Annotated in this window: 17 protein-coding genes; 9 read left to right on the top strand and 8 right to left on the bottom strand. The window is 66.9% G+C overall.

What is annotated here, in order from left to right; genetic code table 11:
* Window positions 1-95 precede the first annotated feature (95 nt).
* Both Q9G87_RS27485 and Q9G87_RS27480 read left to right on the top strand, forming a co-directional pair.
* Window positions 96-929, top strand: a complete 834-nt coding sequence (locus Q9G87_RS27485; protein ID WP_305919373.1) for a hypothetical protein — start codon at window positions 96-98, stop codon at window positions 927-929.
* 133 nt (window positions 930-1,062) lie between these two features.
* Window positions 1,063-1,641 carry a dihydrofolate reductase family protein gene (locus Q9G87_RS27480; protein ID WP_305919372.1) on the top strand — a complete coding sequence of 193 codons (579 nt, stop codon included), beginning with the start codon at window positions 1,063-1,065 and terminating at the stop codon, window positions 1,639-1,641.
* Between the two features lie 71 nt (window positions 1,642-1,712).
* Here Q9G87_RS27480 and Q9G87_RS27475 read toward each other — a convergent pair whose 3' ends face one another.
* Window positions 1,713-2,201 carry a hypothetical protein gene (locus Q9G87_RS27475; RefSeq protein ID WP_305919371.1) on the bottom strand — a complete coding sequence of 163 codons (489 nt, stop codon included), beginning with the start codon at window positions 2,199-2,201 and terminating at the stop codon, window positions 1,713-1,715.
* A gap of 188 nt (window positions 2,202-2,389) precedes the next feature.
* On the bottom strand, window positions 2,390-3,049 hold the full coding sequence (locus Q9G87_RS27470) for a winged helix-turn-helix transcriptional regulator (protein ID WP_305919370.1): 660 nt from the start codon (window positions 3,047-3,049) through the stop codon (window positions 2,390-2,392).
* 165 nt (window positions 3,050-3,214) lie between these two features.
* Between Q9G87_RS27470 and Q9G87_RS27465 the strand changes: the two genes are divergently transcribed.
* On the top strand, window positions 3,215-3,598 hold the full coding sequence (locus tag Q9G87_RS27465) for a VOC family protein (RefSeq protein WP_305919369.1): 384 nt from the start codon (window positions 3,215-3,217) through the stop codon (window positions 3,596-3,598).
* Window positions 3,599-3,705: 107 nt separating this feature from the next.
* On the opposite strand, the gene Q9G87_RS27460 is transcribed toward Q9G87_RS27465, so the two are convergent.
* A complete protein-coding gene (locus Q9G87_RS27460) occupies window positions 3,706-4,245 on the bottom strand; it encodes a 2'-5' RNA ligase family protein (protein WP_305919368.1) in 540 nt (179 codons plus the stop codon).
* A 143-nt stretch (window positions 4,246-4,388) separates the two neighbouring features.
* On the opposite strand from Q9G87_RS27460, the gene Q9G87_RS27455 reads away from it, so the two are divergent.
* From Q9G87_RS27455 to Q9G87_RS27440, 4 genes are all read left to right on the top strand, one after another.
* Window positions 4,389-4,973, top strand: coding sequence for a mycothiol transferase (locus Q9G87_RS27455; RefSeq protein ID WP_305919367.1), 585 nt, complete (start codon window positions 4,389-4,391; stop codon window positions 4,971-4,973).
* Window positions 4,974-5,048: 75 nt separating this feature from the next.
* Window positions 5,049-5,825: a DinB family protein gene (locus Q9G87_RS27450; protein ID WP_305919366.1), complete on the top strand. Its 777-nt coding sequence runs from the start codon at window positions 5,049-5,051 to the stop codon at window positions 5,823-5,825.
* 122 nt (window positions 5,826-5,947) lie between these two features.
* On the top strand, window positions 5,948-6,418 hold the full coding sequence (locus tag Q9G87_RS27445) for a hypothetical protein (RefSeq protein ID WP_305919365.1): 471 nt from the start codon (window positions 5,948-5,950) through the stop codon (window positions 6,416-6,418).
* Between the two features lie 104 nt (window positions 6,419-6,522).
* Window positions 6,523-6,864 carry an iron chaperone gene (locus Q9G87_RS27440; protein ID WP_305919364.1) on the top strand — a complete coding sequence of 114 codons (342 nt, stop codon included), beginning with the start codon at window positions 6,523-6,525 and terminating at the stop codon, window positions 6,862-6,864.
* Between the two features lie 4 nt (window positions 6,865-6,868).
* Here Q9G87_RS27440 and Q9G87_RS27435 read toward each other — a convergent pair whose 3' ends face one another.
* A complete protein-coding gene (locus Q9G87_RS27435; protein ID WP_305919363.1) occupies window positions 6,869-7,786 on the bottom strand; it encodes a LysR family transcriptional regulator in 918 nt (305 codons plus the stop codon).
* Between the two features lie 72 nt (window positions 7,787-7,858).
* On the opposite strand from Q9G87_RS27435, the gene Q9G87_RS27430 reads away from it, so the two are divergent.
* Entirely contained in the window at window positions 7,859-8,263 is a 405-nt protein-coding gene (locus Q9G87_RS27430) for a nuclear transport factor 2 family protein (RefSeq protein WP_305919362.1), read from the top strand.
* Window positions 8,264-8,390: 127 nt separating this feature from the next.
* Here the strand turns inward: Q9G87_RS27430 and Q9G87_RS27425 are convergent, their stop codons facing one another.
* The gene (locus Q9G87_RS27425) at window positions 8,391-9,365 is read right to left on the bottom strand and encodes a polysaccharide lyase (RefSeq protein ID WP_305919361.1); all 975 of its coding nucleotides are present in this window, start codon (window positions 9,363-9,365) and stop codon (window positions 8,391-8,393) included.
* 186 nt (window positions 9,366-9,551) lie between these two features.
* Between Q9G87_RS27425 and Q9G87_RS27420 the strand changes: the two genes are divergently transcribed.
* Window positions 9,552-9,953: a RidA family protein gene (locus Q9G87_RS27420; RefSeq protein ID WP_305919360.1), complete on the top strand. Its 402-nt coding sequence runs from the start codon at window positions 9,552-9,554 to the stop codon at window positions 9,951-9,953.
* 36 nt (window positions 9,954-9,989) lie between these two features.
* On the opposite strand, the gene Q9G87_RS27415 is transcribed toward Q9G87_RS27420, so the two are convergent.
* From Q9G87_RS27415 to Q9G87_RS27405, 3 genes are all read right to left on the bottom strand, one after another.
* The gene (locus Q9G87_RS27415) at window positions 9,990-11,093 is read right to left on the bottom strand and encodes a serine hydrolase domain-containing protein (RefSeq protein ID WP_305919359.1); all 1,104 of its coding nucleotides are present in this window, start codon (window positions 11,091-11,093) and stop codon (window positions 9,990-9,992) included.
* Between the two features lie 114 nt (window positions 11,094-11,207).
* Entirely contained in the window at window positions 11,208-12,701 is a 1,494-nt protein-coding gene (locus Q9G87_RS27410; protein WP_305919358.1) for an FAD-dependent monooxygenase, read from the bottom strand.
* A gap of 15 nt (window positions 12,702-12,716) precedes the next feature.
* Window positions 12,717-13,181, bottom strand: coding sequence for an SAM-dependent methyltransferase (locus Q9G87_RS27405; protein ID WP_305919357.1), 465 nt, complete (start codon window positions 13,179-13,181; stop codon window positions 12,717-12,719).
* Window positions 13,182-13,218: the final 37 nt, after the last annotated feature.

Raw genomic sequence — 13,218 nt, 5'->3', positions numbered from 1 at the left:
GACACGCTCCCGCCCGGCTCAGCCCTCAAGCCAAGACAGAGCCGAGCCGAGTCGACGCCCGGCCTGTCACCCGACCCATTTGACGAGGTAAACCCATGAATCTGAAGTCCCGATCAACTCGTATACGCCTCGTGGCCGTGGCCGGCGCGCTCGCCGTCCTGGCCGGCGGAGGGCAGCTGGCGATGAGCCAGGCCATCGCGGATCCTGACCCGTGCAGCGCGGACGCGAGCTTGGAGTGCACCGACGCGTCCCTGGCCGCGGCGGGCATGTCCGACGACGAGACCGACCCGACCGACGTGACCGACCCGGCGGACGTGACCGACACGACCGACGGCACGACCGAGGAGTCGGCTGGCACCGCCGACGCGCCCATCACCGACGAGACCGAGGAGCCCGTCTCCGAGGAGATCACCGTCAAGACGGAGAACTGGGATGCCGTGTCCGAGGCGACTCTGGAGGACGAGACGTCCGCAACGGACGAGGCCACCGACAGCACGCCCACGGAAGAGGAGGAGAGCGGGACCACCGACTCCGACTCCATCGAGGCCGTCCCCGGCTCTCCGCACGAAGGGACGTTCCCCACGGTGGGACCTGGTGGCGCGGCATGCAGCCAGACCCTGGGTGTCAGGACACCCGACCTGGAGCGCAAGAACTATGTGGTGACCTGGAAGGGCAACTCCTCGGGCGGAGTCCCCGCCTGGCGCCTGGAGTTCTACCACGGGTCGTATCCGATCAACACCAAGATCAACACCGAGGATTGGACGCGGGTGGACGGCAGCGGCGACAGGAATCCCGTCGAGAAATATGCCATCCGTTCCGCCGACCTGGGGCGCGACGGCCGGCTCAACTGGCGCATGTGCGTCCGTAACCTCGGCGCGAACGATCTGACCGGTGGCTGGCAACTGGACACGACGATCACCGACAAGTAGTGAGACCACCGCCCGGCCCCGGCGATTTCTCTTCACGAGATTTCCCGGGGCCGTGTCGATTCCGGCAACACGCGATCGACGCGTTGGCAAAAGGACAGGCGAGGCCAAGCCCTCGAAGCACCTGGGAGATGAAATGAGCAAAGTGGTGATGCACAACGTCGTGTCGGTGGACGGCTTCATCGCCGACGCGAAGGATCAGGTCGGCCCTCTGTTCGACTGGTACTCCAACGGCGACGTCGCGCTCGACGAAGCGGGCAGGATGAAGGTCTCGCGGGTCTCGGCCGAGTACGTCAAGCCGATGTGGGCGGGCATCGGGTCGATGGTGATCGGGCGGCACCTGTTCGACATGACCAACGGCTGGGAGGGGAAGCCGCCGGCGGGGGAGCACGTGGTCGTGGTGTCACACCGGCCCAAGCCCGACGGGTGGCACCCGGAGGCGTCGTACCACTTCGTGGACGATGTGGCAGAGGCGATCGCGAAGGCGAAGGAGCTCGCAGGCGAGCGCACCGTCGCCGTGGCGGCCGGTGACGCCGGGGGCCAGGCCTTCGCTCTCGGTCTGGTGGACGAGGTGGCGATGGACGTCGTGCCGGTGGTCCTCGGCTCGGGCAAGCGGTACTTCGGGTCGGTGGATGCCCAGCATCTGCTCGAGGACGCGCACGTGGTGATCCAGGGCGCCCGGGTGCTGCACCTGCTCTATCGAGTCCGCCGCTAGGGGGTGCCCGTGCGCTCGATCGGGGCAGTCCTGAAGGGGATACGGCCGGCCGTACCCCCTTCTAGCACGCGTCAGCCCACGATCACCTTCTCGCATCGGTACATGGTGTCCCCCGCGTCGGCCCTGATCTCGTCGGGCCTTTCGAAGACGCCGCGCGCGCCGCAGTCGACGGAGTCGGACTGGCCGTCGCGCACGTCGGCGGTGTCGGCATTGAGTCCCAGGAGGGTCGTGTCGCGCCCGCCGTTGGGCACGACGGAGTCGTTGCCGGAGCCGCTGTCGACCGTGTCGTTGCCGCGGCCCGTGGAGATGGTGTCGTCGCCGGTGCCGCCATCGACGACCATCGGGATGGACAGCGTGACGCTGCCCACCATCCGGTCGGCGCCACCGCCCAGCGTGACCTTCAGGCGGCTCACCAGGGCCAGGTCGCAGTGGACCAGGTGGCCGTTGTTGGTCGTGACGCAGTGGGCGAGGCTTTCGGTGAGCAGCGCGGCCTGGTCGGAGAAGGTGATCCTCTCCTGGCCGTTGACGAGGATCGTCCCGATGGACAGGTTGTTGTCCACGCCGCTGCCGGCGGTGAAGACCAGTGTGGTGTTGTCGGCGGTGCTGACCCGGGCCCCCTAGACGCATAAGGATGGGTACGTTCCGCCGCCTCGACTGCGGACAACGCCATAGTCAGGGTGTGTCGCCGCATATAGACAGGCCGCCCCGTCGCGTGCCGGACGACCGGCCCGGTGCTCAGCACGTGTGGTCATCCGGCGTCGCGCGTCGGGGTGGTGGCTGACCGCAGGAGGCTGCGAAGAGCCGACAGGTCGCCGGTGGCGACGACTCTTCCGTCGGACATGGCTGGGTCGAGCAGGGCCGGGTCGTCGAGTAGGGCGTTCAAAGTCTTGGGGTCGGTACGAAGGCAGGCGTCTGCGCTGGTGGGTTCGCCGGACTCAACGTGCACCTGACCGCCTGCGGTGTGGACGGTCCACGCGCGGTCGTCGAGTTCGATGCGAAAGGTGGTCGCGGGCGCGTTGGGGTCGGGGCGCGCGGCGGCTCGCAGGAAGAGCAGGATGGAGGTGGCACTGAGGGTTGTCGGTGACGGCGGGAGCGGGACGCGGATACCCCAGATGCCCAGGGCGAGCACGATCGGTTCCAGTTCGCGGCCCCAGTCGGTCAGTTCGTACACCCAAGCGCCGGCCGGGGGTGGCAGCTTGCGGCGACGGACCACGCCCCGGCCTTCCAGCTCGCGAAGCCGGTCGGAAAGCAGGTTCGAGCTCGCGCCGGGGAGGGCTCGGCGGAGCTCGGTGAAGCGTTGTGGCCCGAGGAACAGTTCGCGTACCACCAGCAGCGCCCATCGCTCCCCGACGACGTCGAGCGCACGCGCTATCCCGCAGGCGTCCCCGTAGCTGCGACTCGTTGGCACGACTCACCTCCTCCTTGCAGTGGTTTATGTTTAATACTAGCCAGTTGTTTTTAACAACTGATGCTGGGTAGGGTGATGGTGTCCGCCCGGGTCTGATCCGCATCGAGCGGGTTCGTGCCGGGTTGACGACCGTCGACTTCGGGCTATCGGAGTGGAGAATCGACCATGGCGCAGCCAGTCGTGCACTTTGAGATCATCGGGAACGACCCGGCGAAGCTTCGCGACTACTACAGCGAGCTGTTCGGCTGGGAGTACCAGGTGGGTGATGCGGTCAGCCGGAACGTCTCACAGCCAGGCATGTACGGATTCGTGGATGGAAGCACAACCGGCGAGGGAACCGGTCTCAACGGCGGGATCGGCGGTGGTCCGGACCATCAGCCCAGAGTCCTGTTCTACGTGGGCGTTCCCGATGTGGAAACCGCGCTGCAAAAAGCCGAAAGCCTCGGCGGGACGCGACGGATGGGCCCCGACGGGATACCGGGCGCCCTCGTGGTCGGCCACTTCACCGACCCCGAGGGCAATCTGATCGGCGTCGCCGGCACGGCTTGAGCTGCCCCTCCGCGGTCGTGCGCGCACGCGAGGCCGGAGTGGCGTAGCCAAGGGCTGCGTTGGATGCCGCCAGGCGCAGGTATGCCATTCGGCGACTTACGCGAGGATCATCCGAGCAGAGGGAACTCGGCCCATTGACGCCAGCGGTCGCCATCGCTGACGAAAAGGCCGACCGACGCGACGTTCGCAGTCACCGGCAGCTGCGCGGTCAGCTCTTTTTCTACCTCATCGAACACGTGGGTCTGCTGGCCATGGGCGACGGTCAGGTGTGGGATGACCTCGGCGTACAGGCCGCCGTAGGGAGGCGTCTGCGGCCATCGCGCCGCCACGGCCTCGGTCAGCGCGCGAAACGGCTGGTCGGGTGTCGGCGCGAGATAGAGCACGCCAGGGAAGCGCCGGCACCTGTCAAACCGGATGGTGAAGGGGCTGTGCTCGCCGACCAGCACTTTGAGATCGTCCATCACTGCATGGTCCAGGTGATCGATATCCAGGAAGGGAAAGAGCACCGTCACATGCGCGGGAACGCCGGCCGACGCAGAGGCATCGAAACGCCGCCGCCACTGCCCGACCAGCGGCTCAACCTCTTCCACTGCGGCCAGCAAAGCCGTGTGGCCTGCTCGATAGCGTCCTGAAGCACCGTTCGACATGGTTGGACGATCTCGAAAGTCCGAGCCGGTTCGCCACCGGTTTTGCGTCGCCGGCTGCGACCGTTCGACGAACAGACCGCCGGCGCACAAGCGCCGACGGCGTCCGGACGCAGAACGTCCGGAATGGGGTCTACGGTCGCGACATGACCAACAGCGACTACTGGTGGGAACCGCCGCTCGCCGGAACCGAGGCTGAGCACCTCGTCGGTGCGCTGGACCGCCTGCGCGCAACCTTCCGCTGGAAGGCCGACGATCTGGACGCGGCCGGGCTGCAGACCCGCATCGGCGCCTCCTCGCTGACGCTGGGCGGCCTGCTCAAGCACCTCGCGCACGTCGAGGAGCAGATCTTCAGCAGCAAACTCAGCGGCGCGCCGCTCGGCGCTCCGTGGAACGCCGGAGACTGGGACACCGACCCCGACTGGGACTTCAACTCGGCCGCCAAAGACACCCCCGACGACCTCTACGCGCTCTGGGACGCCACCGTCGAACGGTCCCGGGCCAGGCTCGACGCGGCCATGGCCGCCGGCGGACTCGACCAGCTCGTCCACCTCGCCTTCTCTGACGGGCGCCATGTCAGCCTGCGCCGGCTGCTCTGCGACCTGATCGAGGAGTACGGGCGGCACACCGGGCAAGCCGACCTGCTCCGCGAGGCCGTGGACGGGCGGGTCGGCGAGGACCCTCCGGCCGGCTGGCAGGCGAAGTCCAACCGGCCACGCGTGGGCAGCTGACCATGTTCGTAAAACCACCGCCCGGACCACACGCTGAGTGGTCAAACTGTCGGTCCGTGGCGTTACGGTCGCGCCATGGCTGACTTCATCGGTGATGAGCTCAGGGGGTCGCGCTTCGAGCGCGTTGATCTCAGCGGCGCGGAGTTTCGCGCCAGCGACCTGTCCGGCGCCAGCTTCCGCGGCGTGGGGATGAGCGGTGTCGTGATGCGCGGAGTCGAGCTGGTCAACGTCGACATCCACGGCGAGATCACGAACGTGACGATCAACGGTGTGGACATCGGACCGCTGATCAACGCCGAGCTCGACCGGCGGCACCCCGACCGGGTCAAGATGCGCCCGGCCGCGCCCGCCGGCTTCCGAGACGCATGGGACATCATTGAGCGGCTCTGGGAGGGCACCGTCCAACAGGCCCGCCGCCTGGATCCCGCGCTGCTGCACGAGTCCGTCGCCGGCGAGTGGTCCTTCGTCGAAACCTTGCGGCACCTCGTGTTCGCCACTGACGCATGGGTCAGAAGGGCCGTTCTCGGCGATCCGGCTCCGTGGGATCCGCTGGATCTGCCGTGGGACGAGATGCCGGACACGCCGGGGATACCCCGCGACCGCAAGGCGCGACCGTCGCTGGACACGGTGCTCGAGCTCCGTCGTGACCGGATGTCCACCGTGCGCGAGGTCATCGACGGGCTCACCGACGAGTCACTGGACAGCCATACCAAACCAGTCGAGGGGACGGGATGGCCACCATCGCGTAGCTTCCCGGTGCGTGAATGCCTGCTGTGCATTCTCAACGAGGAATGGGAGCATCGGCTCTACGCCGAACGGGATCTTGCTGCTTTGGAGGCGCGCAACCCATAGTGCTTGCCGCGCCAGGTGTGCGGGTCTCAATGCGCTCGGCTCGAAAGCGGCGAAGTGGTCTCCCGTTAATGATCGGAAGTGGCTATCGAAACCGGGCCCCGCTGCGCGCCTAATGTCAAGCCATGACGAGTGTTTCCTCGGACTACACGCATGTGCGCAAGCGGCTCTCGGCGGGCGAAGGCATCGAGCTGCCCGGCGTTCGCTTCAAGTGGTACGACCTGCACCGGGAGGACCGCGAGATCGGCGACGACATACGGAAGGAGGCACGCGAGTTCCTCCGGGCAGAGATCGGCGGGATCAGTCCCAAGGGCGATCTCGGCTTCGTCGTCCTGCACCGCGTCGGGGACGCTTATCTTCTGCTCGTATGCACGTGGCTGAACGACAACGAACTGTGGGAGACGGCCTACCTCAAGGATGCGGCGGGGTTCGAGCTCATCCCGTTCGGGGAGACGGCCAAGGGGACCTACTGCGTGTGGGAGATGGGCGCCATCCTGCATGAGCAGCAGGCCTGGATCCGCTACCTGTTCTCCCCTCGCGACGCCGAGGCCGGACGCGCCTACCTCGCCGACCGGCACCCCGGCGGCCTGATCTGACGTTCGTATCCCATAACGCTCGCCCTCCGCTGATGAACCGGGATTCAACCAGGCAGAGCTCATTCACGCTGGTGGAACGGCTTGCTGGGCGCGATGATGGAGAGATGGGCGACGCCGTTCAGGACTACATCGAAGCCATTGACCCCGCGTACCGGCCGTTGTTCGATCGCCTCCATCACCTGATCTTGGACGTGCATCCCGACGCCGTCGTTGTCCTGTCCTACGAGATGCCCACCTACAAGGTCGGCCCCCGCCGCCTCCACCTTGGCGTGTGGCGGCATGGAGTGTCGCTCTACGGCTGGGGCCAGGACCGCGCCGCCGACTTCACCGCCCGCTATCCCCAACTCCAGACCAGCAAAGGAACGATCCAGCTGCGCCCGGACGATGCTGCCGGCATCTCCGACGACGAGCTCCGCGACCTGATCCGCGCCGGTCTGGACGACTGAGACGCTATCGCAGTCTGTGCCGGAGCTGGGCGGACAGTCCGGCCGAGGCGTCGCGGAGTGCTTCGGTGAAGGTCCGCCGGAGGTGTTCGTCGGGGGCGTCGGAGCGTTGTGCGATCGCTGTGGGTCGCACTGCGGCGGGGTGATCGATGCGTACGAGGGCGATGTTCGGGGGAAGCGTCGGTACGGCGAGTCCCGGTACCACGGTGACGCCCAGACCGGCGGCCACGAGACCGAGCTTGGCGACCCAGTCGCGCGCCACGAAGGCGATATCGGGCTGCCAGGAGGCGTCGCTCCACGTACCCAGGAGTGTGGTGCCGGGTTCGGCGCTGGCGGTGATCCATCGTTCGTTGCGGAGCACCGCGGTTGTGACGCTTGTTTGGCCAGCGAGGGCATGGTCCGGCGGGACCGCGATGAGCAGGGGGTCGTCTATCAGGGGGAGCACCTCGACGCCCTGCGGTGCGTCCTGGGGGCAGGTCACCACGGCCAGGTCCAGGCGTCCGCGGGCGACAGCGGTCAGCAGGCGAGGACTCAGCCCCTCGCGCAACGGCAGCTGTGCCTGGGGTTCCTGCTCGGCGAGAGCAGCGATCGCTCTGGGGACCAATGCCGCCATGGCGGTGGAGAAGGCTCCGACGCGCAATCGGCCGCGCGGCCGCGCGTCGAGGTCGTAGAGCTCCTGGCGGGCGGCGTCGAGTTCGCCGAGGACCGTTTCGGCATGTCGGAGGACGACTCGGCCGGCTGAGGTCGGTTGCACGCCGCGCGCATGGCGTTCGAACAGGGCCCGGCCGGCTGCCTGTTCCATGAGCGCGATCTGGCGGGAGACGGCGGACTGCGTGTAGCCCAGACGCTCGGCCGCCGTCGAGAACGAGCCGTGGCGGGCCGCCTCGCGAACCACGCGCAGGCCGACGATCGTGAACTCACTCATGCGGAATATTCATATCAGACATGCGAGACTCTCGTTTGTCGCATGACTGGTGTCCTGGTTAGCCTCATTCGCATGGGTGCCGCAGAGAACAAGAGGCTTCTTCAGGACGTCTTCGACCAGATGGCTCAGGGAAACACGCGAGCGATGAGCGAGGTGATGGCCGATGATTTTCGGTGGGTGTTTCCGGGGCGCTGGTCATGGTCGGGAAGCTGGGGACCGAGGCAGGTGGCACTGAACGGGTTGCTGCGACCGCTCATGGCGCAGCTCACCGATTATCGCAGCGAGGCGGACCTCATTCTCGCCGAAGGCGACCGTGTCGTGGTCCAAGCCCGCGGATATGCCACCACCAAGCGCGGGGAGCCGTACCACCAGACTTACTGCTACATCTTTCGAGTCGTCGACGGGCAAATCACCGAAGTGGTCGAGCACTGCGACACGGCACTGGTCGAACGGGTCCTCGACCGGCCAAACCGATAAGTGACTCAATCCATGTCCACGGTGAACATGAGTGATCCGTCGTGGGTGCGTTGCCGCGGAATCGCCGGTGGAGCGGGCGTCGAACGCAACCGGGGCGAGGGGGCGATCCAGACGGCCTGGCCGCAGCCTAGTTGACCGCCGGGTTGACCTCGTTGAAGGATTTGCCCACGGCGATGTTGTCGTGGAAGATCGTACGGCTGTCGACGTCGGTCGGTCCGTTGTTCCACGCAGGCTTGTAGAGGCCCCATTTCAGGTAGCCGCTGGTGGACTCGTCGTCGTTGAACGTGTTGGGGCCGGTGGTGCTCAAGACCTTGTGCCACCCAGGATTCTTGTGGGTCTGATACCAGGCGTCGATTTGGCCTTGGCTGCCGTAGCTCCATTCGTACCTGAAGACGAAGTCGTGCCACTGCCCCGGTTTCACATCGGCGAGGTCGAAGCTGGTCTTGCGGACGGAATCCGGCGTGGAGCAGGCCGTGTTGTCGGAGTTGACGCGCAACCGCCACTTTCCTGTGGGCTGCACGCTGAGGAACGCGCTGGGAAACTTGTCGGATTCGCACTTGTCGCGCCAGGGTTTCCACTGGAACACGATGTCTTCTCTTGAATCGCGCTGCCAGGTGCTCGCCAGATAGATGCTGAACCCATAGTAGACGGTGTCGCCAGATCTGAAATGGCTGGCATCAATGTCCATCGTGTGGCTTTCCGCCCTGGTGCCGCCGGCAACCATGTGATCGCCGTACTTCAGATAGGAGCGGACCGCGTACTTCCCGGTCCTCGGCAGATCATCGACCTGGATCGAGGGACGGCTGCAACATTCATTGAATCCCAGTTCCGGGTTGCCGGAGGACCTCGACCCGTCCTCATAGCCGAACCGAAGAATGGCGGCGAATTTACCCCCCGCGGCTGCTGAGACATTCGCGGGGGTCGACGCCGAGGCATCCGCGGTCGCGAGGCTGGTGACGGGGAGGGCAAGCAATGCCGCAGCGAGGACCTTGCGGAAGTCCGGGAAGGTCGAGTTCATGGCGGCGGAAGTCATCACCGCAGAGATCTTTCCATCAACGGGCGAAAGGACCACCTGATTGCCGCGGTGAGGAGCGTCAAACATACCCGCTCTATACCGCCGCTCCCTAGAGTCATGCTCTGGGCCGCTCCGCGCCTTCGACGGCGCGCGGTTGATTCGGCAACCAGCACGTCGGGCTGGCCCAGCACCCGTGAGGTCGGTTTCGGATGAGGACCAATCGGGCTGGATTGGCTCTTGGAGGGCTCCATCCGCCGGGGGAGTATGAGCTCCATGATCCGCAGCCCCATGGAAACGGTCACTCACAGTCCGAAAGAAGGCATCTACGCCGCCACCGATGACTACGTGCACGCGCTCGAGGTCCGTGGCGCCGGACGGTTGCTGTTCGTCGCTGGGACGATGGGCCTGGACCCCGAGGGGAATCCCGCGGCAACCCTTGATGAGCAGCTCGAACTCATCTGGGCGAACCTCCGTACGATTCTTGCCTCCGCGGGTATGACGGTCGACAACATTGTGAGGCTCACGAGTTACCTGCGAGATGCCGCCTACGCCGAGGCGAACGCGAAGGCTCGCGTAGCGGCCTTGGGAGGCAGGCCTGTCCCGACCACGGCGATCGTGGCCGAGACTCTCGTCAGCGACTGGATGGTCGAAATCGAAGTGATAGCCGCAGGCTAGAGATGCCGATCTCACGCGTGCACGCCGGCGTCGCACTCAGCAGAATGCCGTCGTCGCTATCGCGACTATCTCGCTCGTGGTGACAGGCTTCCTGGACGGGTTCACGGACAACGTCATCCTCGTGCCGTCGTCGGAGGTGAAGGCGAACGTCAGGTAGCCGATCAGCTCGCCACTGTGCCCCCATGCCTTCGCGCCGCAGGGCAGCGGGTATTCCTGAAGGCCGAGCCCGTAGCCGAAGCCCGCATCGGTCGCCTGGACCGTGCGCATGGCGGCAAGCGAGGAGCTGCTCAAGATTCGCCCGCCGGCCAGCGCGGCCAGGAAACGGTTGAGGTCGCGGCCGGTCGAGACCATCTCACCCGCCGCCCAGTCGAGTGAGGGGTTCATGCGGGTGGCGTCCACCAGGTCGCCGTCGGGGAAGGCCTCGTAGCCGCGCGCGTGCGGGGTGGGCAGGCCGGGCTTGTCGCCGGGGATCATCGTCTGCGTCAGGCCGTACGGGCGCAGGATCCGGCGCTTGATCTCCTGTCCGTACGGGCGCCCGGTCAGCTTTTCGACCAGAAGGCCGGCGACGACGTAGTTGGTGTTGGAGTACGACCACGCCGCGCCGGGAGTGGTGGACTTGGCGGGGTCGGCGAACGCCACCTTGAGCAGGTCGTGGGGGTCGTAGTGGCGGAAGCGGGCCGTTCCCCGCCAGCGGTTGGTGGAGTATCCGGGCTCGTGCATGTAGTCGTACAGGCCGCTGGTGTGGTTGAGGATCTGTCGCACGGAGATTTTCGTGCCCTGGGGAACGACGCCGGGGAGGTGACGCTCGATCGGGTCCGTGAGTGCGAGCCGCTTTTCGTCCACGAGCTGCAGCAGCACCGTGGCCACCAGCAGCTTGGTGACGCTGCCGATGCGGAAATGGCCGTTCGGCGAGGCGGGGGCGCCGGAGGCGAGGTCGCGGACGCCGGCGCTGTGTGTCCAGCCGCCGACGGCCCTGTCCACTCGAATGATGGCGGCTGTCGCCTTGTCCTCCTTGACCAGCTTGGCGATCAGGGCCTTGGCCGTCTCCTCCCGTTTGTCCGGGGGCGTCGCCGACGCGGGCAGAGGGGTATGGGCCAGCATCGCCGCGAGGAGACCGGCGATCAGGATTTTGCTTCTCACGTCGGGTAACGCTACGAATCCGCGCCTGGCCGGCCCATGAGGTACGCCGTCGATCTTGCTGGCGCTTTCCTGAGCAAGCGGGCTGTGGTCAACCACAGGGTCGGCGGGTCATCGCTACCGCCGGCGGGATTCACGCAGGCTGGGGGGAGGGCCCGCCCAGGTGGTCAGTGCCGCTTGGAGCGCGGCCTCGGCGTTCGGCTTGTCTGTTGCCCAGCAGAAGTAGCCGTCGGGGCGGACGAGGGCTGTGGTGCGGCGGTCGCCGGTCCAGTGGGCGCGTACGACCTGGTCGGGAACGGGCGCGTCCGCGTGCTGCCCGGCGGGAGTGATCAGCACGAACCTGCCGCCGCGCTGCAGCTCGTTCAGCCGTCCTTCCGCCAGCTGCAGGTCGGGAGCGCGTCGTCCGGTGAGCTTGTGCGCGCCGCGCGGGGCTTTGTAGGCGATGCCGATGCCGGAGATCATGGAGGCTGCTTTGTCGGCGAGTGGGCGGACGTTGCTGAGGATGGTTCCGGCGGTGGCGCGGAGCAGCCGGGCGGCGTACCCGTGCAGCAGTGCTGCGCGTACCAGCATTCCGCTCATCCGTAGCACGATCTTGCCGACGGCGTGCCGTTCGGTTTGGAAGGTGTCCAGGAGGTGGTCATCGGCCCCGTCGCGGAGTACGGCCACGAGTTTCCAGCTGAGGTTGGCGGCGTCTTGCAGGCCGGTGTTCATGCCCATGGCGCCTGCCGGGGAATGCACGTGCGCGGCGTCGCCGGCCAGGAAGACCCGGCCGACGCGGTAGGCGGGCGCCTGCCGTTCGTCGCTGTGGAAGCGAGACTTCCAGCGGACTTCGGTGACGCGGTAGTCGGTGCCGAAGTTGAGCCTCAGCAGTTCCTTGATCTCTTCGACGTCCAGTGGCGCGTCGTCGGGCAGCTGGTGGTGCCGGTTCCATCCGGTGAGCCGGTGGAAGCCGTCGCCCATTTCGGTGAGCAACGCGAACCCGTCGGGGACGGCGTTCACCGTGAACGGCCGATCCGGCGCCTGCGCGAGCTTGAGGTCGGCCAGGATCAGCGAGCTCAGAATGGACTTGCCGGGGAAGGGCAGGCCGATCGCCTGCCGGATGGAGCTGTGCACGCCGTCCGTCCCGACGAGGTAGGAGGCGTGGTAGGTGGTGGACGGGCCGTTCGGATCCGCGTCCTTGCCGGGGACCGCGCGGGCCGTGACACCGTTAGGGTCCTGCTCCAAACCGACGACCTTGGTGTCGTAGACGAAGGTGACGCCGGCCGCGCGGGCTCGCCGTTCCAGCACGCGCTCGACCTCGTACTGCGGGATGAACAGGACGAACGGGTAGCGGCTGGGGAGACGGGAGGGGTCGAGCTGACCCCGCTCGAACAGCTGCAGCCGGTTGATGGGGTGCCCGAGCTTGACGACCTCGTCCGCGATCCCGCGGGCGTCGAACTGCTCCAGCACACGGGCGTGGACGACCAAGGCCCGGGACAGGTTGCTGATCTTGTGGGGGCGGGCCTCGAGGAGGGTGACGGACAGGCCTGCTTCGGCGAGGTCGCCGGCGAGCAGCAGCCCGGTCGGGCCTGCGCCCACGACCAGCACATCGGTGGTGTGTTCGGCGAACATATGGGGCCCCTTGTCTCAGTAGTAGTTGCGCATCAACTCGGTCGCCCAATCCGGCTGCACGACCTCGCCCTGCGGACCGAACTCGGCCATGTACGGCTTGAGGTCGAGGACCGGGCTGCCGTCGATGGCGTCCAGGCCGCGTACGCGCACGTCGAGGCCGTCGACGGTGAGCAACTGGCAGCGGGAGACGCCCAGCCTGTTCGGGCGGTTCTTGGCTCGCTGCGCAAAAATGCCCACCCGAGGCCACTCCGGATTGCCCCTGGGGCGCCGGGCCGAGGTGTGCACCGAAGCCGGCTCCACGAGGTGAAAGAGGAACACCACCTCCAGGTGCGAGAACGCGTCCAGCCCGGCGAGGGCGTCAGGCTTGAAGCGGGTCTCGTCGAGCCGGATCAACGCCTCGACGGTGTTCCAGTCGTCGTCGAACGCCTCGCTCCGCCCGCCGACGACGGTTCCCACCGGCTGTGTTTCCACGATCTCCATACGACCGACCGTACGAGAGGGGGGCCGCTGCCGAATA

Origin of the sequence: Nonomuraea turcica (genome assembly GCF_030718205.1) — a bacterium.
GTDB lineage: Bacteria > Actinomycetota > Actinomycetes > Streptosporangiales > Streptosporangiaceae > Nonomuraea.
This window is presented reverse-complemented; position numbering and strand designations above follow the sequence as displayed.